Consider the following 21,038-nt stretch of genomic DNA (forward strand, 5'->3'; position numbering starts at 1 on the left):
ACCGCGTAGTACTGCCCGTAGCGTTAAAAAGCGAAGGGGGTACAACACATGCAAATTCCAAGTTTCACTATCCGTTACTGTCCGAACGACCATTTCTACCTGCCCATCGGCCTTATAGCTATGGATTCCGAGTCGGGTGAAGTCGCAGTCCCGATCATGAACGGCATGCATCCTGCGGCACCGATTGGGTACACCGACGAGGCCGCCGCCGCAATCGCCGAGCGCATCGGTGATTTCCTCGAAGACAGCATGCTCAACGGCGGACCGAACCACGATCTTTTGGGCGATCACATTGACCTCGTGGACAATCCCGTGGTCGAAGCTGATGACTTCGAAACCGGGCTGGACACGCTCATCGAACTTCATATCTTGAACCCGCGCGGGTTCGCCTCGGATATTTATGACACCTTTACTCTGGATATCCGGCGCGACCGTGCTCATGACCCGATGTGCACCTGCTACGAACCGATTGCGGTGTTTGCCATCAACCTCCGCAGCGGGGATCTTCACACCACGTGGCTCAGCGATAACTATCCACTCCATGATCCCCCGCTCACTCGTGAGGAACGGCGGATGGTGAAACGTGAACGCAAGCGCTTGGCCAAACACCTTCGCGGCCCTAATCCGCACAGGGCGTTCGACAAAGTTAGCCGCCCGCAATTCTGCGTCCACCCAGTTGGGCAGTACGACGCCTTGTCCGGCCAAGATGCAATCTCTGCCGCGTGTGTTCATCTGGTCGGCACCAACGCGTTCGCCTAAGCGCCTCATACCGGTAGTCCTTCGAAGATGGAATCATCGAAGCTGTCTGCATCGATCAATGCTGGGGTCGGCCGGCGCGAGTCATCGCGGTGGACATGCCCGTGCTCGCGTGAGACGAACGCGGAGCCATCTGGGAAGAAGAAGCAGGTGTCCTGCCCCTGCTTCTCTATCGAAATACATCCGTCGGTGACCATCGAATGGCACGCACTGCACAGCGGCAGCAAGTTATCAATGTTCGTTTCACCGCCGTCTGCCCATGAAGTGATGTGGTGGATCTCGATGAACCGCGTGTGGGTGCAGCCAGGCATGGCGCATTGCTCATGCCAGTACCGCAAAAGGGCGTTGACCTGGCCGGGGGACGCCAGGCGATGCCCGCGTCCGAGATGGAGCGACACTCCCTTGTCGTTGACTCCTTCGAGCCTGCCAAGCGCGCTGCCAATCAACCGGGTAAGCGATTTCGAGGGGGCCTTCGGGTTCGACGGCATGTAAATGTGCCCATCAAGGTTTACAACTAGATTCACCTGTGCCCCGGGCGTACGCAAAGGGGGGTTCACGCAGTCGCGTGCTATATGAACTATGCCCATTAACGCAGCTAGCAGGGATCTGCCAACGGGCATACCGAATCCCGATACCCGCTGTGGGCGGGAGTTTTCGGCGTTTTCACCGTCATCTTGAGAGGCTGTCTCGGGCGTACCGAAATACGCCGCCTCACCCGTTTTGAGCGCAGCCTTGAACATCGCTCCGTCCGTTGCGTTCAATCGCGCAGTAATCGTCACGTCACCGTTGTCCTCGTCCCGGATGCGTAGGAAGTGTTCTGGCTGCGTACCGTCATCGTTGGTGTCGTACCCAGCCAGTGCTTTACGCAGATCCTCATGCGATAGCTTCTTCGCCAGCGCTAACAGATCCCCTTGGTTAGCAGGCGTAATGTATTTCAGCAGGAAGCGCAGGGTGGAATAGTGGATCTCACCATCTTCCAGCGCATCGAGGAGCCCCGGAAACTGCCTGAGCCTGCGAGCCACACTCGTGTACTCAAACGCGGTCGACCTAGAAACGCCGACATGGCGGATGAGCAGCGTGGACAGGCTTGACGTGCCGTACAAGTCGGCCAACCGTTCTTCGTCCAACTCTCCGAGCAACCGGAGCAACCGTGCCTTGCATGAATTGATCATCGAAAATTCGTAGCTTATTAGTTCGAGCGGATTCATTATTCCCCCTATCTGCTTGCGTTATACGCAACTAGGTAAGCGATTATTCGTTTGTGTGTTCCATAGTAAAAACGCCCGCGACACCAAGCGCCCGAAATGTTCGAAAATAGATCACATGTTCGAATAAATCCGCAAAACCCCAGTTCAGAACAGGTCCGCGAGTCCGCCCTGCGGACTTTCAAAACCGGACAACCGTCCACAGGGGGACTCGAACGCGGCCAGAAGGATCGTCGATAAGCAAAGGCTCGAGTGAAAGCCGCAACTTAGTTAGACTCCCGAAACCCGTAGAAGGTTCCCCCGAAGTTGCACACTATAGTGTGCAACTTTCCCTTGCCCCCGAGTGGCCGGACGCTTTAGCGTTGAACATCGAAGGGGGTAATACACATGTACATCGGAAGTTTCACAATTCACTACACACCAACCGAACACTACGACGCAGCCGACAGCTTTCCAGTGGGGATCATTGCCTTTGAGCTGGAGACGGGGGAGCGGATCACTAGGCTTCTTGAGCCTGACTCAGCAGCGGCTCCTGAATGGTACTGCGAGTCTCTCGCCAGAGACATCGAGGAAGAGATCAACGAGTTTCTACTGGATTCGAACACGAGCTTGGTCAACGAGTTCGGTCAGATCATGGTGGGAAGCGACATCGAGCTGACGCTCAACCGCCCGTTAGGGGTATCCGACTTTGAGGCCGGGATGGCGCTGCTCATGCAAACGTACGTGACGCGCGCGTTGGGCCATGAGTACAAGACGTACGAGACCTTTAGCCTCGATTTCCGCACCAACATCAAGAAAGACGAGCACTTCCCAATCGCCGTGTTCTCATACTGCGCGCCGACGGGCGAGTTTTCCGCAGCTTGGCTCAATGACGAGAACCCGTTCGAACCGGCTAGGCTCAACCGCTCGCAAAGAAAGCACATCCAACGCCAGACCGAGGAGTTCATGGCCAACATGGACTCGGACAACATCCAGATCGCATTCAATAACATCCGCCGCCCGCAATTCGGCATCTTTAAAATCGACGAATTCCAGGCCATGTCCAGCGGCCAAGCGCTCGACATAGCCATCGACGACCTGAAGAAGCTCTGGGCAAGCAGGAAAGCGGCGTAAGCATCGAAGGGGGTAAAAACATGCAAATCGCAAGTTTCACAATTCACTACACGCCATCAGAAGACGACTACTACTACGACAACGACGAGGTTTGGGCCGCGTACTACGACCTGTATCCGGATGAGGACGTCGATTTCGAGACATTCATCGAAGATAACCCGGAGTTTGGCACCTACACGGGCGAGAGCTTCCCGGTGGGGATCATCACGTTCGATCCGAGTGACGGAAAGCGCGTGACGAAGCTTCTTGATCCTTACTCAATAGAAGCGCCGGAGTGGTACAGCGACTACATCGCGTGCGACATCGAGGAGATTATCGACGAGTTCTTCAAATCGGACGGACCCGGTCTATTCGATGAGGAGGGCCGGTGCTGCCCCACATGGGATATCGAACTCACCGTCAATCGTCCGCTCAGCGCGGCAAACTTCGAAGCGGCGCTCGATCGCCTCATGGACACCTTCGTCACTCGCGCGCTGAACCACGAACACCGGCTGTATGAAACGTTCACGCTGGATTTTCGCACCAACATTAAAAAGGACGAGCATTTGCCCATCGCGGTGTTCGCTTACTGCGCGCCCACGGGTGAGTTTTCCGCCGAATGGCTTATCGACGACAACCCATTCGCGCCGCCAAAACTCAACCGCGCACAGCGCAAACACATCCAGCGTCAAACAGACGAATTCATGGCAAATATGACTGCCGAGAACATCCAAATTGCCTTCAACAACATCCGCCGTCCGCAGTTCGGCATATACAGAGTTGATTCGTACCCCGCGCTGTCGAGCGGTCAAGCCGTGGATATGGCACTCGCGGACCTGAAAGAGCTTTGGAGCACCAGGAAAGCTGCCTAAAGAAAGCAAAAAGCCGGTGGGAACGCCGGCTTTTGTTGTTAGAAAAAGTAAGGCTTAGGAGTTCTTTATTTTCCCGAGCTCGCTTCAGCGCTTCCGGCAATTGCGACGCCAGTGAGATTAAGGATCGCAGCAATCACCCCACCGAAGACCGCAAGGAAGATATCGACAAGGATCCAGGCGGCGCCGATTTTCAGGATGTTCTCGACGTCGGCGCGAGGCATCTGGGGGGCCAAGCCGTGGAAGAAGTTGGTCACGTCAGCCGGGATGACCAGGCGAGAGCTCGGCTCCGGAGCGATGATCTGTGCCTGAGCAACCGGAGCGACGGTGGTCACAGCCGGGGTGCCGGTCAGGATGAGGGCGGAAGCGGTGACCGCGGCGATAGACTTGCGGATCTTCATGGTGACTCCTCGTTTCGAAGGTCGGGTTTTCTTGACGTGTTGATTATATGCACGACCGTTCAAGTGTTCCCCTGTCTTCTGGCAGGAATTTTCAAGGTGTGATCAAGGACACTGTAAGCCTGGATGTGGCGGGTATGCATATGCGCAGGCGAAACGTCTGTGCGGGGAATAGACCCCAGGGAATATAGCGACAATTGCAAAAGAAGTTGCCGCCTTGGGTAACCGAAGAAATCTCCGTGCGTGCGTCATACACTACGTACGTGGTTCGTTTCTTAGCAGCTATCGCATTGTGCGCGGCGGTGCCGGCGCTGGGTGCGTGTGCGGCGGAGACGGCGGCGCCGGGCATTGAGCCGATGTTCGCGGATGTGGAGCCGGAGTCGTCGGATACTTCGCCTGACATCAGTGCGGAGCAGCAGAGGGCGTTTTTCGTTCGGGCTAGTGATGGGACGGAGCCATCAAGTCCGCAGTGTGATGGCAGGGGTGTGCTGATTCTCGCATCGGTCCAGCTGTGGGCGGATGAGGTTCCAGATCGCTTGGCGCGTGAGCTTGCGGCGGATCCGCGGGCGGAATTCACGTACCCGGGCCAGTGCCGTTCGTTGCGCGACAGGGATAATGGGGACCCGATTTACCCCGTGTACATCGATTTTGGGAATGACATCGACGCGCTGTGTGACGCGGCCGCGTCCCATCCTGGCGGCACGACGAGGTTGCTCAGGAATGTCTACGACGATGTGATGCCGTGCTGAGAGACATCGCAGAAGAGCTTTCTTATGCCGGGTACGAGCTCATTGAGGAGATCGGCCACGGTGGGATGGGCACCGTCTATAAGGCGCGTCACCGGGCGCTGAGCCGTGAAGTGGCCGTCAAAGTCCTGTCGGCGCAGCTCAGCCGCGACCCGGTCGCGATGGCGCGATTTGATAATGAGATGGTGACCATGGCCAGCCTCGATTTCCCGTCGATCGCGCGGGTGTACGACGGCGCGATTACGGGCTCGGGCGTGCCGTACTTTGTCATGGATCTCATCGAGGGGCCTTCGCTTGCCGACGAGCTTTCTCTTATCGACGAGCCCTTCGAGCCCGCGCAGGTCGCTGAAATGCTCCGGCCGATTGCGCAGGCGGTTGACCACCTGCATGAAGCGGGCATTGTGCACAGGGATATTAAGCCAGAGAACATTCTGTTGTCACCGTCGGGCGCGGTGCTTACGGACTTCGGTATTTCCTATTTGAGCGACATCGCGCAGGAAAGCCGATTGACGATGGAGGGAATCGTTGTCGGTACTGGAATGTACATGGCGCCTGAATTGTACGAAGCGGGCGTGACTTCCCCAACCCCGGCGACGGATGATTACGCCCTGGCTCTCATTGCCTACGAAATGGTGACGGGTAGTTCGTTCTACTCCACCGTGAGCAGGGAGGCGTGGCGTGGGCCACGGCCGTTGGCCCACCTTAAAGAAGTCCCAGTGGGACATGTTTTTGAGCAAGCGCTAGCCAACGACCCGTCCAAGCGTTTTCCCAACTCGCGTTCCTTTATCAATGCGCTGGAATGCTCCCAGGCGGTAAAGCGTCAGCCGAAATGGTGGGTCGCTGCCGTGGCGGCAGTAATGGCCGTTGTCGTGGCGGCGGAATTGATCGGCCGTGACGCTGCTACAGGGTGGAATCCGACCGAAGAAGCCATGGTCAAGATGTACTCACTCATGCTTCCGGAAGATGTCAACGGCACTGGGTGGAGGGACTCGACCTGTACGCGCGGGACTTTGGAAGAAGGGCAAGAGGCGAAAATTGTCTGCTACGGCACTAAGTTCACTTTCGCGATAGCGGACTATGGGTCGCGGGAAAATTTGGAGAAGTCACTCCACGTTCCGGAAGAAGACGACTTAGTTCACAATTTTTGCTATTCCTTCTACGAGGATGCGGATCCGGTCGCAGAGCCGACGTACGTAGCAATCCAAGAAAAGCCGTTGGATTCGTACGCGATTTTGGTAACTGGGTTGCTCAGCAGCGATCTCATACTGTCGCTGCCTTTCTGTTAGACAACTGGGGGTTGCACCCCGCAAACGTTGAAAGCCTCCCACGCGCAATAGATCATATTTCTATTAAGTGTGAAGCGGTCTGAAAGGCGTATGACGGGTGTTGGTGCGGGGCAATCTGTTGGTGGAAGACATCGGTGGTGGTCAGAGCATGACTTTATCGTCGCGGCAGCACATCACGATTGGGCGAAGCGCTGACTTTACTATTGGGGCCTCCGACCCAGGAATGCACAGGCATCTGTTTCACTTTTGGGATTCTGACGGTGATTGGTTAGTCAAGAACGTGGGATCTTTGATCACGGCCCGGATTGTGCCCGCCGGCAACGTTCGTTTCTTGCCGCTGCGTCTCGCGCCGGGGGATGTGCTCTATGTTCCCGCAGGCCGCTCCACCGTGGGGTGGTCAACCAAGGAAGCCGATTACGCGATCAAACTGACCAACGCCACTGTAATCCGCGAGCCCCAGGTTCGAGCGGCCTTCGACCGACGAGCGACCAACGAGCACTTCGTTCCCTCCGCCGAGCAGCGCATGTTGCTCAATGCTCTTGCAGCCCCGCTTGTGGAAGACCCCATGGCAGAGGCACATATTGTTGTGCCGAGCGTCGACAAGTTGGCTGTGGAGCTGGGGTGGACACGGAAGAAAACTGAGCAAAAGATGCTGCGCATTGTCGACGCGTTGGAGCGCGCCGGGGTCCCGGAATTCCAGCGCTCCGAAAACCGCGCGCCGTGGCGGATCCTGCTGGCGCGCTTCGCGTTTGAGCAATACGGCCGCGGTTAGCCATACACTCGGGGTCATGGTGGAAAAGAAAGTAGCAGTAGTCACCGGCGGATCAGCAGGAATCGGGGAGGCGGCTGCCCGTGCGCTCGCCTCTGATGGGTGGTTGGTGTACGTGGCGGCTCGTCGGAAAGAGCGCTGCGATGCCGTTGCCGCCGAGATCGGCGGGATTGGCGTTGAGTTGGATGTTACGGACCAGGGGTCCGTCGATAAGCTAGCTGCGCAGCTTGACCGCGTGGACCTGCTGGTCAACAACGCGGGCGGGGCGAAGGGGCTTGATTTGCTGCGCGAGGCGAATTTGGACGATTGGGAGTGGATGTACCAGACCAACGTCGTGGGCACCGTAAGGATGATGAAAGCGCTGTACCCGCAGCTCGTGGCGGCAGAAGGTCTGGTCATTAACGTCGGGTCCGTCGCCGGCTGGGACGCGTACGTCGGGGGCAGCGGCTACAACGCCGCGAAGTTCGGTCTACGCGCGCTCACGCGTGCTTTTCGACGAGAGGAAGTGGACCAGCCGATCCGCATTACCGAAATTGACCCGGGCCGCGTGAAAACGGACTTTGCGCTGAACCGTTTTGAAGGTGATAAGCAGCGTGCCGCCGCCGTGTACGAGGGGAAACTGAACCTCACGGCCGAGGACATCGCTGAAGCGATCCGCTGGGTGGCGTCGTTGCCTGCACACATGAACATCGACACGATGAGCATTATGCCGAGGGATCAGGCGGAGCGCTAAACTCTCTGGGTGACCTTTTCGAGTTTCTGTGCATTACTGGGCATCTGGCTAGTCGGCATCGTGAGCCCCGGGCCCGATGTGCTGCAGATAACCAGGCAGGGGGCGAAGTCCCGGGCGGCGGGCGTGGCGTGCGCGCTGGGCATCATGGTTGGCAACACGTTTTGGATTGCGGCGTCGCTTCTGGGGCTCAGCGCCTTAATCCAGGCGTTCCCGCAGATCCTGGCCGTGCTGCAGCTCGTTGGTGGCTCGTACCTGCTGTACATGGGTATCGGCGCGGTTCGTGCGGGGTGCGCGGCCCGCGGGAAGAGCGGGCTGCGGGTGGAGGCGGCTGGGGGGTCGTCGTCAAGCAAAGCGTTTTGGGTGGGCGTGGCCACCAACCTCTCGAACCCCAAGGCCGTGCTGTTTTTTGGGGCGGTGTTCGCGCAGTTCATCAAACCCGGGATGGGTTGGGAATGGATGGTGGCAATTCTGGTCACCATGGTGATCACCGGCGTGGCATGGTTCGTCGGCTTTGCTCTGCTCATCGACGTGATTGCCGGGTTCTTGGATCGGTGGGGTTACCTCGTGGACATTGTCGCGGGTGTCATCTTTGCGGTGCTAGCGGTGTGGATGATTTTTGAGGGTGCGACGGCGCTTCTAAGTGGGGTATAACAACTCCGTGAAGTTAAAAGGCATAATCGCTGCTTTATTCCTCGTCGCCGCTGTCATTTTTGTGCCTCAGGCCGCTGCTATGGATGTGCGAGCGGGAGCCCAAGGGGGACGCACCGCGGTTGCGGTCTACCACCCGAATGGCTCGTGGACCGGTTCACCCGATGCAACGCAGCCGCGCCGAGCGCTTTCGCTGTCCAAGCTCTACCTTGGCTACTGGATTCTGCAGCACGGCTCCCCCGGTGAAAAAGCGCAGGTTGAGCACATGATTAGGGTCTCGTCGGATAGCATCGCGGCGCGATTAGATAGCGCGCACCCGCAGGCTATTGATGTTGTAGCGCGAAACTTCGGGCTGCATGCCACTCACCGCAACGGGCGGTGGGGGAATACCTCTACTTCCGCGTACGACGTTGCAAAATTTGTCAATGACATCCGTTTCGATCCTGTCGCGCAACCGATCATCAATGGCATGCGTACTGCCGCACCGATTGCGCAAGATGGATTTGCTCAGAACTACGGCACCTCCCGCCTTCCGGGCGCTGAGGGGACGAAATTCGGATGGTCTGATAATCGCTGGTCAAATATGGCGAGCGTGAGCTTCGGGCCAGGTTGGACTGCCGCTGCGATGACGAACGGCAACGCTGCGGCAAATACGAATGACGCTTTGGCGATGATCGGTCCGGAGGTTCACCATTTTGCAGGCAGTTCGTTTGCGCTTCCCACGATTCGTTGGGTTCCGATACGCGAGCTCCTTCCCCCGTTCTTTCCGCCACAGCTGGTTGATCTCATAGCGCCCGAACTCCTGTGGCCCGTGCTGGGTTAAGGTGGCACCAATGGAGATTGAAATTTCAGGCAGCAGCATCAAGCTGGGGCAATTCCTCAAGCTTGCCAACATCGTGGAGACCGGAGGGCACGCGAAAGAGGTGATCGCCGACGGGGAGGTCACCGTCAATGGCGAGGTAGTCACTGCGCGTGGGCACATGCTTCACGACGGCGATGTGGTGAGCGTGAGCGGAATCAAAGCGGTTGTTGCCACTGGTAGTGGTGATTATTTTGATGAGCGCACTGCCGATGATGATTTTGACCCTGAAAAGTGGAGGAACCTTTAAATGCCAGCCTTTGCAGCGCAACCGGGAATGCCGTACTGGATTGACTTGGTCACTTCGGAAGCGCGCAAGTCATCCTATTTCTATTCCAAGCTGCTGGGGTGGGACATTGATGCCGGCGATTACCGGGTAGCGCGGCTCCAGGGTCTGCCGGTGGCAGGAATGGTCAGCGCGGAAGCCATGGGGGACGCGTGGGTGACGTACTTTTTCAGTGCGGACATCTCAGCCGACGCAGAAAAGGTGGCTGAGCTCGGTGGGCGGGTTGTCGCGGAGCCGACCGAGGTGTCGTTGGGAACCATGGCGCTGTGCGCGGACGTGGCCGGCGGGTGGTTCGGGCTGTTCCAGCCGGCGGGTGAAGACGCATTCGTCGCCGCGGGGGAGCCAGGGACACCTGTGTGGCATGAATACACCTCGACGAGTGACGTGGCTGCCGTGATTGACTTTTACGGTGACCTCTTCGGGTGGGAGATCGTAGAGAACAACGGCTACTACCTGGTCATGGCAGACGGGGCTGCCTTCGCTGGAATCTGGGATGCACAGGATCAGATCCCGGCGGATGTGCCCAGCTTCTGGCAGACCTATCTGGGCGTGGCCAACATCGCCGAGGCTCGGTCGCGGATCAGCGAGTTCGGCGGCGAGGTACTGCGCGGGCCGGAGAACTCCCCGTTCGGGCTGTTGCTAACGGCAGTGGACTCGACGGGTGCCGTCGTCACGTTGTGCGAAGTCGATGAGCCGGTGGACGAGGACGCCCTGAGCGAAGCCGATTCGATCCTGGACTTTATGTAGACAGAAAATCGGCGACGTCGCGGATGCGGCGACGGGATTCCTCGGGGGTGGCGATGGTGTGGGTGGAGTGGTAGTCCACCACCCGCACGCTGGCGGGAAGATCGGGGCGGGCGACCCTGTCGTCGTAAAGCGCGATCTGCACGAGCGTGCGCGGCCATGACTCCGCCGGCGGGATTTCTGCGCCGGCGCGGATGTCGTCTGGAAGGCGCCCGAACTCGTTGAGCGACGGGTAGGTGAGTACGAGGGCGTCCACGTCGTTGGAAAGGAGCGTGGCCAGCGTTCCGCCCGAGCTTGCGCCCCAGATGGTGACGGACTGAGGGTTGTGGCTGCGCACAACGTCGAGCGCCCGACGGACGTGGGCAACCATGTCCGCGACCGTGTGCTCGGGGGCAAGCGGGTAATCCAGGTCGACGATGGTGGTGCCGGACAGCTGCGCCGCGGCGGCGACCTCCGGCTGCCAGCGCATCTGGCGCGCGATGCCCGCACCGCGCCACCAGCCGCCCGGGTGCAGCGAAATGGCCCATCGGCCGGTGGGCTCGGACGGGGTGAACAGCGTGGCTGCGAGATCGGGCAGTTCCTCCACCGTGATCCCGTCGGAGTAGGCCACGCCAGGCATCGTGTGGTCTAGAGCCGAGCCGAGCATCAGCATCGCCGCGTGGGTGATGCGGTCAGGCAGGTGAGCCAAGTAGAGATCTGCTTCCGCACGATCGCCGGCGCCGCCGCGCCACGGTGCGGTGACGTCTGGGCGCGGGTAAGTCGCGTCCATGTAGGACACGAGCTGATTCAGCTGGTCAGCGGGGGAAAGGGTGCGCTTTACGCCCCCGACCGTGAACTCGGCTTCCGCCTCACCGATAGGCAGCGGCTCGCTCGGCTCAGCAGGTTCGGGGATGTGCCGCATCCGTGCCTGTGCGTCCTCAAAGCGGCTCACCAGATCACCACGCGGTCTTTCTCCTCAATCCGCATTGCGGAATCGGCGTACTCCGGGAACGCCTCGTAGAACTCATCGATGTTCGCGGCGATCACGTTGCAGCGGAACTCGGCCGGCGAGTGCGGGTCGATGGCGAGGTACTGCGCGGCCATCTCCGGGCGGATGGCTGTGCGCCAGACGCGTGCCCAGGCGAGGAACAACCGCTGCATGCCTGTGTACGTATTTCCGGACAACGCCGCATCGGCGCCGTCGACATCGAAGGGGAGCGCCGGGCCGTCGTCAAGCTCATGCTCAGCGAGGTAGTTTTTGTACGCCACGATCGCGATGCCCAGCCCACCGAGGTCGCCAATGTTCTCGCCCAGCGTGAACTTTCCGTTGACGCCAGCGACCTCTTCGCGGCCCTCGAGCACCGTGGGAATTAGACCATCGAATTGCTCGACGAGTTTGCTGGTCAGCTCCTCAAAGCGCGCGCGGTCTTCGTCGGTCCACCAGGAGTTGAGGTTGCCGTCGCCGTCGTAACGCGAGCCCTGGTCGTCGAAGCCATGCCCGATCTCATGGCCGATCACCGCGCCGATGGCGCCGAAGTTCTCCGCGGCGTCGGCCTCTGGGTCGAAGAACGGTGGCTGCAAGATCGCCGCGGGGAACGTGATGTCGTTGACCACGGGGTGGTAGAACGCGTTGACGGTCTGCGGGGTGGACACCCACTCGTCGCGGTCGGTCGGCTGGCCAACCTTGGACACGTGGTAGTCGTGCTCGAAGGCCGAACCGCGGCGCACGTTTTCAACCAAGTCACTGCCTGCGGGGGAGAAACTCAGGTCGCTGTAGTCGCGCCACTTGTCTGGGTAGCCAATCTTTGCGCGGAACTTCTCAAGCTTGGTCAGCGCGCGGCCGCGGGTTTCTTCGCTCATCCACGCCAGCGCGCTGATGCGTTGGCGGTAGGCGGACACGAGGTAGTCCACAAGCTCAAGCATCTGCTCCTTCGACGAAGGCGGGAAATGCTTGTCGACGTACACCTTGCCGATGTCCTCACCCACCAGTGATTCGGCGAGGCTCACGCCGCGCTTCCAGCGGTCGCGCTGCTCCGTGGCGCCGGAGAGGACCGTGCCGTAGAAGTCGAAGTTGGCCGTACCGATTTCCTCGGCGACGAGGCCAGCGCGGGAACGCAAAATATGCCAGGTGCCCCACAACTGCCAGTCAGCCAGGGCGTCCGGGCGTAGCATCGCGGCAAGGTCGTCGACGAAGGACGGCATCATCACCACGACGCGGCCCGGTCCCAGACCGGATGCGGCGAGCATCGTCTGAATGATCTGCGGCAAGTCAGAAAACTCGCGCGGGTTGTAGATCTTCAGCGCGTCGCGCGAATCCACGACGTCCCAGTGGCTCGCCGCGATCTGAGCTTCAAGCTTGACGACGCGCTGTGCTGCCACGTCCGCACCCAGGCCAAACAGTCGCGCCGGGTCGAGGAAACCAAGCATGCGCTCAACGTGGTCGAGGTACGCGCGCAGGGTCTCTTTGTGGGCGGGTTCGCGGTAATAAGCTTCGTCCGGAAGACCGAGGCCCGCTTGCACCAGATGGGGGACGCTGGTTTCGCCTTGGGAGTCCTTTTCCACCCAGTAGCTCACCGGCGCGGCGATGCCGGTGCGTTCCAATAGGCCCAGGTTGTGCGCGAATTCATTGATGTCTTTCACGCTTAAAAGGTCGAAGTCTTTTTTAAGGGGCGCTAAGCCCGCGGCGTTGATGGATTCCGTGTCCATGAAGGAGTCGTAGAGAGTGCCGCCCAAACTGTCGGAGGCGGTGAGGATATCTCGGACGTCTACTTCGGCCTTATCCCGAAGCGCGTGGAAGGTGCCGTCGACCCCGCGGTCGGCGGGGATGACGTGCGAGTCCAGCCAAGGACCATTCACCAGGCGGTACAGATCGGTGTTAGTCATATTTCTTCTCCTCCGGGTCACGGATCTTCATGTCGGACGGGTGCCAGAGTCCGGAACGAGTCACGGTTTCATAGTTGATCGTTGCCAGATCTGGGTTTTCACCTAGGGAGTTCGTGCGCAGAATGTACTGGTTCACCGAACCCCAGTCCCGCTGCCAGTCCTTATCCAGGTAGCCGGGTAGCTCGTACGCCGCGTTGACTGCCTCCGCGGTGGACATGGCGCCGCCGCCCAGGAAGTCCTGGAAAGCACTGAGCTCCTTCTTACCCGGAGCGTCGGGGCTGATGCGGAAGGTGGGGATCTCCGCTACGCCAGCGTAGTGGTTGAACGGGCGGTTGCAGGGGAACTGCAGGGAGGTCGACCAGTCAAGCAAGCCGGGTTCATCCCTATCAAACCTTTCGGTGAGATGCTGCAGCTGCGGGTTGCGCAGCGGAGTAATCGCTAGCCATTCGTACTGGTCCCAGGAACTGTCCTGCGCCACCAAGCGGACCACGTCAGCATCTTCGGGCAGGTCCGCGATGGGGTAGCGGACATTGCGCCATTTCATGTTTGGACCCGGGTCGAGCATTTCTACTTCGCCGATGTTGTGCACGGAGCCGTCCGGCTCGCGGGTGCCGTACTCCAGCTTGAGAACCTGGCCGGGCTGTTCAATGCCGTCGATATCGTGGTGTTTGATGCGGCCCGCGACCGAGGCGACGAGTAGCGGTGCCGCATCGGTGGCCTCAGGGAGCTCGTACCAGGTGGTTTTGGCTACGGACTTACCGGCTGCGGGGACGGCGAAGGTACCAATCACCGGAACGCGGTTGTAGTCCAGGTTGTACGGCAGGCGCACCGTCGATCCATTCACGCCCACCTTGTCTTCGGTGCGGTTGCCCTGTGTCTCGGCTTCGGAGGTGGACTGTTCTGCCTCCGTGTCAGCGGTTTGTTGGCCGCCTTGCTGATCCGCGACCGCAGCATCCGGGGTGGTGCGGGATCGGCCGATGTTCGCGGCGGTGTTTTCGTCATCGTCGATGATGAAGGCGGGGACACCATTGGGGTCGAAGCCTTCCGGCTGGCCGATCTCAAGCGACTTGCCCAGCGGGATGCCGTCGATAGGCGTGAGGAAGGAATCGTTCGTGTTGGCCTCCACCAGCACGTCCCCGCCCATTGCACAGGTTTCTCCGCCGAAGTTGCGTACGTTGCCCAAACCGACAGAGTAAGCGGGGTACTGGTCCACAAAGGACTTGACAAACACCAGCATGCAGAACACCACCACGCCCACGCAGGACACTGCAATCGGGGCGCGCATGAGGCGGTTGACGCGAGTGTCCGGAAGCGGTGTGTCGCCGTCCGAACGCAGCGACTGAATGATGCCCACGATCACCGTGATGACGCACAGCCCCAGCATTACGGTGGCGGCCTCAATGCCCTTGTACTGCACCATCTTGTCCCACCAGGGCACGTTGAAGGAGGAAATGTACCACCACGCGTTCCACCCAGCGAGAGAGATCGCTAGTAGACCCATGACAGCGGCTAAGGAGAACGTCCGCGCGCGGGCCGATTTCACAGCCAGCTGCGCGAGCACGACCGCGCCGAGTGCCGCGGCGGCACCGGCGATGCCCGCGAAGATACCAAAGTGGTGCGTCCACTTCGTTGGGGTGAACATGAGGAAGAACGCCGCTGCAGCAAATATCAACAACATGCGGCGGGTGGGGGCCTTCTCTGCGCCAATGACCTCGCCGTAGCGGGAAATGCTCCATGCGACAAGAACAAGGCAGAAGATCAAAGTGAACATGGCGAAGCGGCGGGGCAGTGAGCCGTCGGCGGCTTCTTCAAAAAGCGTGGAGTAGCGGACAAACTCCGCGTACCAGTTCAGTGCGGGACCCACGGCGGAACGCACCGCGGTGGATTCGCGTACCGTCGCCAGCGTTTGGTCGTGGAAGACCGCGACCATGACCACCGTGCCGGCGGCCAGGAACGGGAAGACGTGCGCCGCGCCGGGGGCGATGGGGGCGCGCTCACGCATGATGCGGAACAGTGCTGGCAGACAGATCAAGAACACGCCCACCGCGGACAGGCCCGTGGGGCCGCAGGCCAGGGTGAACGCGGCCATGATTGTGCCCACGGCGGCGGGTGTGAGGCGGCGCGTGGCGCAGGCACGCTCAAACGACGCCCACGTGGCAATGAGGCCGAGAGCGATAATCGGCTCCGGGCGCAGACCGTTGTTGTACGGAAGCCAGAACGCCAAGAACATGAACGCGGCCGTCCAGTAAGCCACGCGACGTGTTGCGATCGCCTCCCCGAGACGGGGCAGGATCTCCCGGGAGAGAATCCACCAAATCAAAATGCCCGCGATGAGCGTGGGAATGCGCATCCACACCGACGCGGTGGAGATCTTGGCGAACAGCGACAAGATGTCGTAGAACGGCGATCCGAACGGTGCCTCCGGAACGCCGTACCAGCGGTAATAGTTGGCCATGTAATCCGAGTCATTGGCCACTCGCGCCATGGTGAGCAAGAAGCCATCATCGGAGGTGTTAGCACCGAAGATGTGCCAAAAGCCCAACACGAAGAGCACGATCCCGTCGAGCGGGTGGAACCTCCGCCACTCGCCGCGAAATGCCGGAATCTTCTTTCCGTCCCATTGATCAAGGCGCCACAAGCACCACAGAGAGAGAATGGTGAGCAGCGTGCCTAGGATCATTGCCGCCCACTTGAGCACCGTGGGCGAAGAGGTGAAACGCGAGTTGATCTCGATGTGGGCGGATAACCCTTCGTCGATAAGCCGCTGTGCTTGATCCCCCTTGATCTCCGTGTACACGCCGGTGACCTGCGGACGCATGTCCTCCTCTACGGTCTCTGTGTAGTCGGTGCCCGGAATCGCGATGGTCATCTCCGAGTCTGTGACCTCGAGTTTCAGCTTCGCGTCGGCGGGCACCTCAGCGAGCTCATCAGGAGTGAGTTCGAAGACCACCTCGTTGATAGAAATGACCGTCAACCCAGCATCTTTGCCCGCAGACACGAACAAACCGCGGTCGGCGGCCTCGGGCGAGTCGGGCGGGAGGGTGGACAAGACGTTGACCTGGCCGTCGTTAAGCGACGCGGCAGCGCTGAGCGGAATTTCTGCGTTGAGTGACTCAGGCGCCAGCGAGATAAGCGGAGCGTTAACAGAGTTCAACGTGCCGTTCTGCGGCCAGTCCAAGGATGACTGGACTTGCTTGACCGGCAAGAACGGGATGGCGACTAGGCAGATAAACGCGAGAAGGCCGCTGATGATGGCGGTGTTGGCCAACCACCGCGGCGCAGAAATTTTTGTACTCATCGTGTTCGATCGTCTCATGAAGCGCGGACCACCACCACGAGCGGGCCAAACTGCTTGACGTCCCAAGCTTTCGAGTCGAAAGCCTCGGGGTTGAAGTACAGCGCGTCATAGCGGACGTTGGGTTGGTTGGGGTAAATATCGTGCGCAACGTGGGTCTTCCACTGCTGGTCATTAACGTTCTCAGCGTTTTCATTGCCCCGGAAGATGAACGCGTCAGGGGCGCGCCACGGCGAAGACTCGACGGCTTTGAGGAAGGCTTCCGGGTCTTTGAGCTCGTTGAATGAGCCATTGCCCCACGCCTCGATTACCTTGTTGCGTTCCTCAAATTCACCCATCGGGTTGGCGTAGTGGCTGGTGAACGCATTGAAGGCGTAGTAGGGGTAGTAGGACATGAAGTTGATCTCATCCGTCATCACCACGGTGTCCGCTGGCTCACGGCCGTGGCTTCGGAGGAATTCATCAATCGCGCCGTAGTACTTCGCCGCATCCGGAGCGCGACGGTCAGCACGCTCACCATATCCATCGGTGTCCGCGTAGGCCTGGTCGATGTACTTCTCATTCTCAGCCGGGATCTGCTGTACATACGCCAGCCCCGCAAAGGCGAGGACCACGATGAACACGGCCGAGACGGTGCGCTCGCCCTTTTTATCCAAGGCACCCGGGTAGAGGTAATCAAACCCGGTGAGGCGCAAGTCAGCGATGGCCAAGATTCCCGCGGTTGCAAGCAGCAGGGAGATGAGCACCTCAACGCGGAAACCCAACAAGGTGGTGCCCACCACCGTGACCACCATGGATCCGATGCACCAGACGTAGCACACGCCAGTGGCGATTCCGAGGGCGCCGATCTTCGGGGTGGAGAACCGCGCGATGATGTAGATCAGACCCACGAAAGTCAGGATGCCCAGCAGGGAAAGCTGGAAGATAGGCATCGGGAAAACTGTGCCCTCCCGCGGGAGGAAGTGCTGTGCCGTCGAGCTCAAGACACCGTCAAAGGTCGCGGCTTTGATGAGGTAGGGCCCCCACGCCAACAGCGCAATAAGGATGGAGCCCACGCCCATCACAGCCAAGTGAATGACCGGGCGCCAGCTGCGGTCGCGGGAGAAGAACACGATAAACGCGTAGACCACCATCGTTAGTGCCATCACGCCCGTGTAGAGGGTGTAGAAGCAGGCGGAAACTCCGAGGTAGATCATGACAGCGATGGTCGATGCCCAGTGCCCGCGGAAGGCATAGGTAGCAATGATCGCTATAGCCGGGGCAAGCATGGCCACGACCGCGGCATAGGGCTCCTCCGGAACGAGGCGCAAAACAATCGCCGTCGTTGTCAGCGCGATGGCGACAGCAACGGGCAAAGAACCAGTGAGCTTGCGCCAAATCGGGGTGAGTGCGCTGGCGGCCATGGCAAGCGACACCAGTGCCCACGGCTGGTAGGCCTCCCACCCGGGAAGACCCAGCAGTGCGCCAAAACGTCCGCCCAGCCAGAACCACCCGGACGGGTAGTAGGACGGCATGTCCACGTAGGCCATGTCCGAGTTGGATGCCGTTTGGACCATGCGGCTTAAAAACTGGGTGCGGAAGCCCTGGTCAACCTGGATTCCGTCGAGGTACAGGCGGGTGGAGGCAAGCGGAATGCCGATCGAGGTGAGCACGATGCCCGCCGGGGCCATCGCGCACACGCCTTCGGTAAGGATGTAGCGCCAGCGTGGACGCTCGCCAGGTTTATTGCGGCCCTCCGGACGTGCGTCGCGAAGCCAGAAGAAAGCCAACGTCGCCGTTACGGCTAGGACCATGAGCGACCCAGCGGTGGACAGCGCCCGAGTCACCATGGAGGAACTGAACGCGGGAAGCGACGTGGCGCGCAGAGCGTACCACCCTATCAAGACGAGCATTCCGCCAGAGATCATCGCGATGATCATGCGGATTACGGCACTGCGGAGGCTCACAGCGTCCGGCGCGTACTCCTGGACTTCAAAATTCAGGGCCTCAAAGCGCGAGGTGTGCGTGGGGCGGTCAGTCATAGAAAACAGTGTCCCACACAAACACGTTGGGCTAGAAGCTCAACCGCCGCATGATCGGTGCCGGGATGTGCTGCAGCACTAATGAAATTGGGCCGAACAGCGGGTGGACAAAGATCGCGGTCTTCTTCTTCACAACGGCATCAACAGTGGCCTTGGCCACTTCTTCCTTGTCCACTGTCAGCGGGGCTTCCTTGCCCAAGTCCGCGGTCATCTTCGTACGTACTTGGCCTGGGCGCACCACCAAGACGTTCACGCCGCTATCGCGCAGCGCTTCGCCGAGCTGCATGTAGAAGCCGTCCATGCCTGCTTTGGCCGAGCCGTACACGAAGTTGGAGCGGCGCACTTTCATGCCCGCTACCGAGGACATCGCGATGATCGTGCCGTGACCCTGCTCCTTCATCTTCTGGCCCAACAGCACGCCCACGGACACGGGCGCGGTGTAGTTGGTTTGCGCGGAAGCTACTGCGGCCTGCTGGTTTTGCCACAGTTCTTCCTGGTCACCCAGAGTACCGAAGGCCACGATGGCCACGTCCACGTCATCTTCAGCGAAGACTGCGTCGATCACGCCTTCATGCTTATCGACGGCGAAAGCGTCGAAGTCAATCACGCGCACCTCGCGCGCACCGGCTGCACGGACCTCCTCCACCGCCGCGTCAAGGCGAGGGGAGTTTTCACGGGCAGCCAGGGTGACTACTGGGTTGCCGCCGCGCACGAGAAATTCGCGCACAATGGCAAGCCCGATGTCGGAGGTTCCGCCGAGGAGAAGAATGTGTTGAGCTTGTCCTACTGCATTGAGCATGTTTAATCCTTATTTTCTGAGCGAGCTACGCGAGCTCAAGTCGACGGGACATGTCGGAGGCGAAAACGCCGTGCGGGTCAATCGCGTTGCGGGTGGCAAGCCAGTTGTCCATCTCTGGGTACATCGCGTGGAATTTTTCTGCGGTTGTGCGTGATTCCTTCGCGAGGTAGAGACGGCCGCCGAACTCCATGACTTGGTCATCCAAGCGGTCCAGGAAGGAGTGCAGGCCCGGGCGGATTGGGAAGTCCACGCAGACGTTCCAGCCGCGCATCGGGTAGCTCAGCGGGGCACGGTTGCCTTCACCGAAGAGCTTGAACACGTTGAGCGCCGTGTAGTGGCCAGAAGACTGGATGTCGTAGATGATCTGCTTGAACGGCTCAACGGCGTCAGTGGGCACGACGAACTGGTACTGCAGGAAGCCAGCTGGGCCGTAGCCGCGGTTCCACTCCGCGATCATGTCCAGCGGCTGGTAGAACTGCGTCAGGTTCTTGATGTCGTTCTTGCTGTCCTTGCCCATGAAGTAGTAGGCCTCACCGATCGCCATAAGCGTCAGCTTGTTCATCGTCCAGGACGGGAAGATGTCTGGCACGGTGAGCAGCTGCGGGGCCGAGAACTTCAGCGGGTCCTTTGCCAATTTCGGCGCGAATTCCTCGAGCTGCGCAAGCGTAGCTAGAGAACCACGGGAAATCGTCGAGCGGCCTGTCTTAGGCGGACCGGAGATCGCATCGAACCATGCGGAGGAGTAGGTGTAGCCCTCCTCTTGACCGTGGCTGTGTTCTTCAATGGTCTCATCCAGCGTGGAGGTACGGACCGTGTCCGCGATGTAGTACGCGGTTTCCGTGCGCGTCATTTGAATGCGGGCGCGCAGGATAATGCCGGTCAAGCCCATTCCGCCGACGGTGGCCCAGAACAACGTGCCGTCCGGGTCATCCGGGGAGCCGTTCGGTTCCAAGTGCAGCACGCGGCCGTCTGCGACAAGGAGCTCCATGGACAGCACGTGGTCACCGAAGGAGCCGGCGGAGTGGTGGTTCTTGCCGTGAATGTCTGGGCCGATCGCGCCACCGATGGTGACCTGGCGGGTGCCCGGCAACACCGGGACCCACAGGCCGTACGGCACGGCTGCACGCATCAGCTGGTCCAGCGTCACGCCACCGTCCACGTCTACGATCGCGGTTTCAGGATCGATCGAGTGGATTGTGCTCAGTGGCTGCATATCAATGACTAAGCCACCGCCGTTTTGCGCGGGGTCGCCGTAGGAGCGGCCCATTCCGCGGGCGATTACGCCGCGCTGGACGGCCTTTGGCGATGATTCATTAGCTTCCGCAACGAGGCGGACTGCGTCTGCGATTACCTCTACATCCGGGGTGCTCAGAACGTGGGCCGTGGACGGTGCAGTGCGCCCCCAGCCGTAAAGCGATTTGGCGGTGGTGTGAAGTTCCATGCCCGCCAGCCTACCCGCGGCTAGAGGTCTAGGACTTCGCGCACGCGCGGAGGAAGCTCGTCTTGGCTACAGATCACAGGACCGTCGTAGCTGTGCAATTCCTCATACACAATCCCGCGGCTGACGCTGTCGAGCAACGGGAGTTCCTGGGCCACCAACCGCGTCATGTAGTCATCCAGCGGAACCTCGGTCAACTGTGCCGCGATGTGCTTTTCACTCATACGCCTAC

20 protein-coding genes are annotated in these 21,038 nt (G+C 60.1%); 11 read left to right on the plus strand and 9 right to left on the minus strand.

Features of this window, described 5'->3' with window-relative positions:
- Positions 1 to 48: 48 nt before the first annotated feature.
- Positions 49 to 759, plus strand: a complete 711-nt coding sequence (locus CAQUA_RS00495; RefSeq protein WP_196824979.1) for a hypothetical protein — start codon at positions 49 to 51, stop codon at positions 757 to 759.
- 5 nt (positions 760 to 764) lie between these two features.
- Here the strand turns inward: CAQUA_RS00495 and CAQUA_RS00500 are convergent, their stop codons facing one another.
- Positions 765 to 1,928: an HNH endonuclease signature motif containing protein gene (locus CAQUA_RS00500; protein ID WP_196824978.1), complete on the minus strand. Its 1,164-nt coding sequence runs from the start codon at positions 1,926 to 1,928 to the stop codon at positions 765 to 767.
- 420 nt (positions 1,929 to 2,348) lie between these two features.
- On the opposite strand from CAQUA_RS00500, the gene CAQUA_RS00505 reads away from it, so the two are divergent.
- Positions 2,349 to 3,074, plus strand: coding sequence for a hypothetical protein (locus tag CAQUA_RS00505; RefSeq protein WP_196824977.1), 726 nt, complete (start codon positions 2,349 to 2,351; stop codon positions 3,072 to 3,074).
- A 20-nt stretch (positions 3,075 to 3,094) separates the two neighbouring features.
- Entirely contained in the window at positions 3,095 to 3,925 is an 831-nt protein-coding gene (locus CAQUA_RS00510; RefSeq protein WP_196824976.1) for a hypothetical protein, read from the plus strand.
- Positions 3,926 to 3,990: 65 nt separating this feature from the next.
- On the opposite strand, the gene CAQUA_RS00515 is transcribed toward CAQUA_RS00510, so the two are convergent.
- Positions 3,991 to 4,323 (minus strand): hypothetical protein, encoded by a 333-nt coding sequence (locus tag CAQUA_RS00515; RefSeq protein WP_196824975.1) that lies wholly within the window; start codon positions 4,321 to 4,323, stop codon positions 3,991 to 3,993.
- 260 nt (positions 4,324 to 4,583) lie between these two features.
- Here CAQUA_RS00515 and CAQUA_RS00520 point away from each other — a divergent pair, with 260 nt between their 5' ends.
- The 8 genes from CAQUA_RS00520 (at position 4,584) to CAQUA_RS00555 (ending at position 10,394) form a co-directional block, all read left to right on the plus strand.
- A complete protein-coding gene (locus CAQUA_RS00520; RefSeq protein ID WP_196824974.1) occupies positions 4,584 to 5,069 on the plus strand; it encodes a hypothetical protein in 486 nt (161 codons plus the stop codon).
- Positions 5,063 to 6,352 carry a serine/threonine-protein kinase gene (locus CAQUA_RS00525; RefSeq protein WP_196824973.1) on the plus strand — a complete coding sequence of 430 codons (1,290 nt, stop codon included), beginning with the start codon at positions 5,063 to 5,065 and terminating at the stop codon, positions 6,350 to 6,352. Before CAQUA_RS00520 ends, CAQUA_RS00525 begins: the two co-directional genes overlap by 7 nt.
- A 148-nt stretch (positions 6,353 to 6,500) precedes the next feature.
- Positions 6,501 to 7,124: a hypothetical protein gene (locus CAQUA_RS00530; protein WP_290178462.1), complete on the plus strand. Its 624-nt coding sequence runs from the start codon at positions 6,501 to 6,503 to the stop codon at positions 7,122 to 7,124.
- 16 nt (positions 7,125 to 7,140) lie between these two features.
- Positions 7,141 to 7,854, plus strand: coding sequence for an SDR family oxidoreductase (locus CAQUA_RS00535; protein ID WP_196824971.1), 714 nt, complete (start codon positions 7,141 to 7,143; stop codon positions 7,852 to 7,854).
- 9 nt (positions 7,855 to 7,863) lie between these two features.
- Positions 7,864 to 8,505 carry a LysE family translocator gene (locus CAQUA_RS00540; RefSeq protein ID WP_196824970.1) on the plus strand — a complete coding sequence of 214 codons (642 nt, stop codon included), beginning with the start codon at positions 7,864 to 7,866 and terminating at the stop codon, positions 8,503 to 8,505.
- Between the two features lie 7 nt (positions 8,506 to 8,512).
- Positions 8,513 to 9,325 (plus strand): hypothetical protein, encoded by an 813-nt coding sequence (locus CAQUA_RS00545; protein ID WP_290178464.1) that lies wholly within the window; start codon positions 8,513 to 8,515, stop codon positions 9,323 to 9,325.
- 1 nt (position 9,326) lies between these two features.
- The gene (locus CAQUA_RS00550) at positions 9,327 to 9,611 is read left to right on the plus strand and encodes an RNA-binding S4 domain-containing protein (RefSeq protein WP_376993135.1); all 285 of its coding nucleotides are present in this window, start codon (positions 9,327 to 9,329) and stop codon (positions 9,609 to 9,611) included.
- Positions 9,612 to 10,394: a VOC family protein gene (locus tag CAQUA_RS00555; RefSeq protein ID WP_196824968.1), complete on the plus strand. Its 783-nt coding sequence runs from the start codon at positions 9,612 to 9,614 to the stop codon at positions 10,392 to 10,394. It abuts the gene before it with no gap.
- Here the strand turns inward: CAQUA_RS00555 and CAQUA_RS00560 are convergent.
- Genes CAQUA_RS00560 through CAQUA_RS00590 form a run of 7 tightly spaced genes read right to left on the minus strand, consistent with a single transcriptional unit; the run spans position 10,387 to position 21,030 of the window.
- Positions 10,387 to 11,283 (minus strand): alpha/beta hydrolase, encoded by an 897-nt coding sequence (locus CAQUA_RS00560; protein ID WP_376993136.1) that lies wholly within the window; start codon positions 11,281 to 11,283, stop codon positions 10,387 to 10,389. The genes CAQUA_RS00555 and CAQUA_RS00560 overlap by 8 nt on opposite strands.
- Before the next feature lie 35 nt (positions 11,284 to 11,318).
- Complete coding sequence (locus tag CAQUA_RS00565; RefSeq protein WP_196824967.1) at positions 11,319 to 13,253, minus strand: M13 family metallopeptidase; 1,935 nt, start codon at positions 13,251 to 13,253, stop codon at positions 11,319 to 11,321.
- Positions 13,246 to 16,551, minus strand: coding sequence for an arabinosyltransferase domain-containing protein (locus CAQUA_RS00570; RefSeq protein WP_196824966.1), 3,306 nt, complete (start codon positions 16,549 to 16,551; stop codon positions 13,246 to 13,248). The genes CAQUA_RS00565 and CAQUA_RS00570 overlap by 8 nt, the downstream gene beginning before the upstream one ends.
- A gap of 14 nt (positions 16,552 to 16,565) precedes the next feature.
- Positions 16,566 to 18,569: a galactan 5-O-arabinofuranosyltransferase gene (locus CAQUA_RS00575; protein ID WP_231375502.1), complete on the minus strand. Its 2,004-nt coding sequence runs from the start codon at positions 18,567 to 18,569 to the stop codon at positions 16,566 to 16,568.
- A gap of 31 nt (positions 18,570 to 18,600) precedes the next feature.
- Complete coding sequence (gene dprE2 / locus CAQUA_RS00580; protein ID WP_196824965.1) at positions 18,601 to 19,368, minus strand: decaprenylphospho-beta-D-erythro-pentofuranosid-2-ulose 2-reductase; 768 nt, start codon at positions 19,366 to 19,368, stop codon at positions 18,601 to 18,603.
- Between the two features lie 25 nt (positions 19,369 to 19,393).
- The gene (dprE1, locus tag CAQUA_RS00585; protein WP_196824964.1) at positions 19,394 to 20,809 is read right to left on the minus strand and encodes a decaprenylphosphoryl-beta-D-ribose oxidase; all 1,416 of its coding nucleotides are present in this window, start codon (positions 20,807 to 20,809) and stop codon (positions 19,394 to 19,396) included.
- 20 nt (positions 20,810 to 20,829) lie between these two features.
- Complete coding sequence (locus CAQUA_RS00590; RefSeq protein WP_196824963.1) at positions 20,830 to 21,030, minus strand: hypothetical protein; 201 nt, start codon at positions 21,028 to 21,030, stop codon at positions 20,830 to 20,832.
- Between the last annotated feature and the right edge of the window lie 8 nt (positions 21,031 to 21,038).

This window comes from Corynebacterium aquatimens (genome assembly GCF_030408395.1).
Taxonomy (GTDB): domain Bacteria; phylum Actinomycetota; class Actinomycetes; order Mycobacteriales; family Mycobacteriaceae; genus Corynebacterium; species Corynebacterium aquatimens.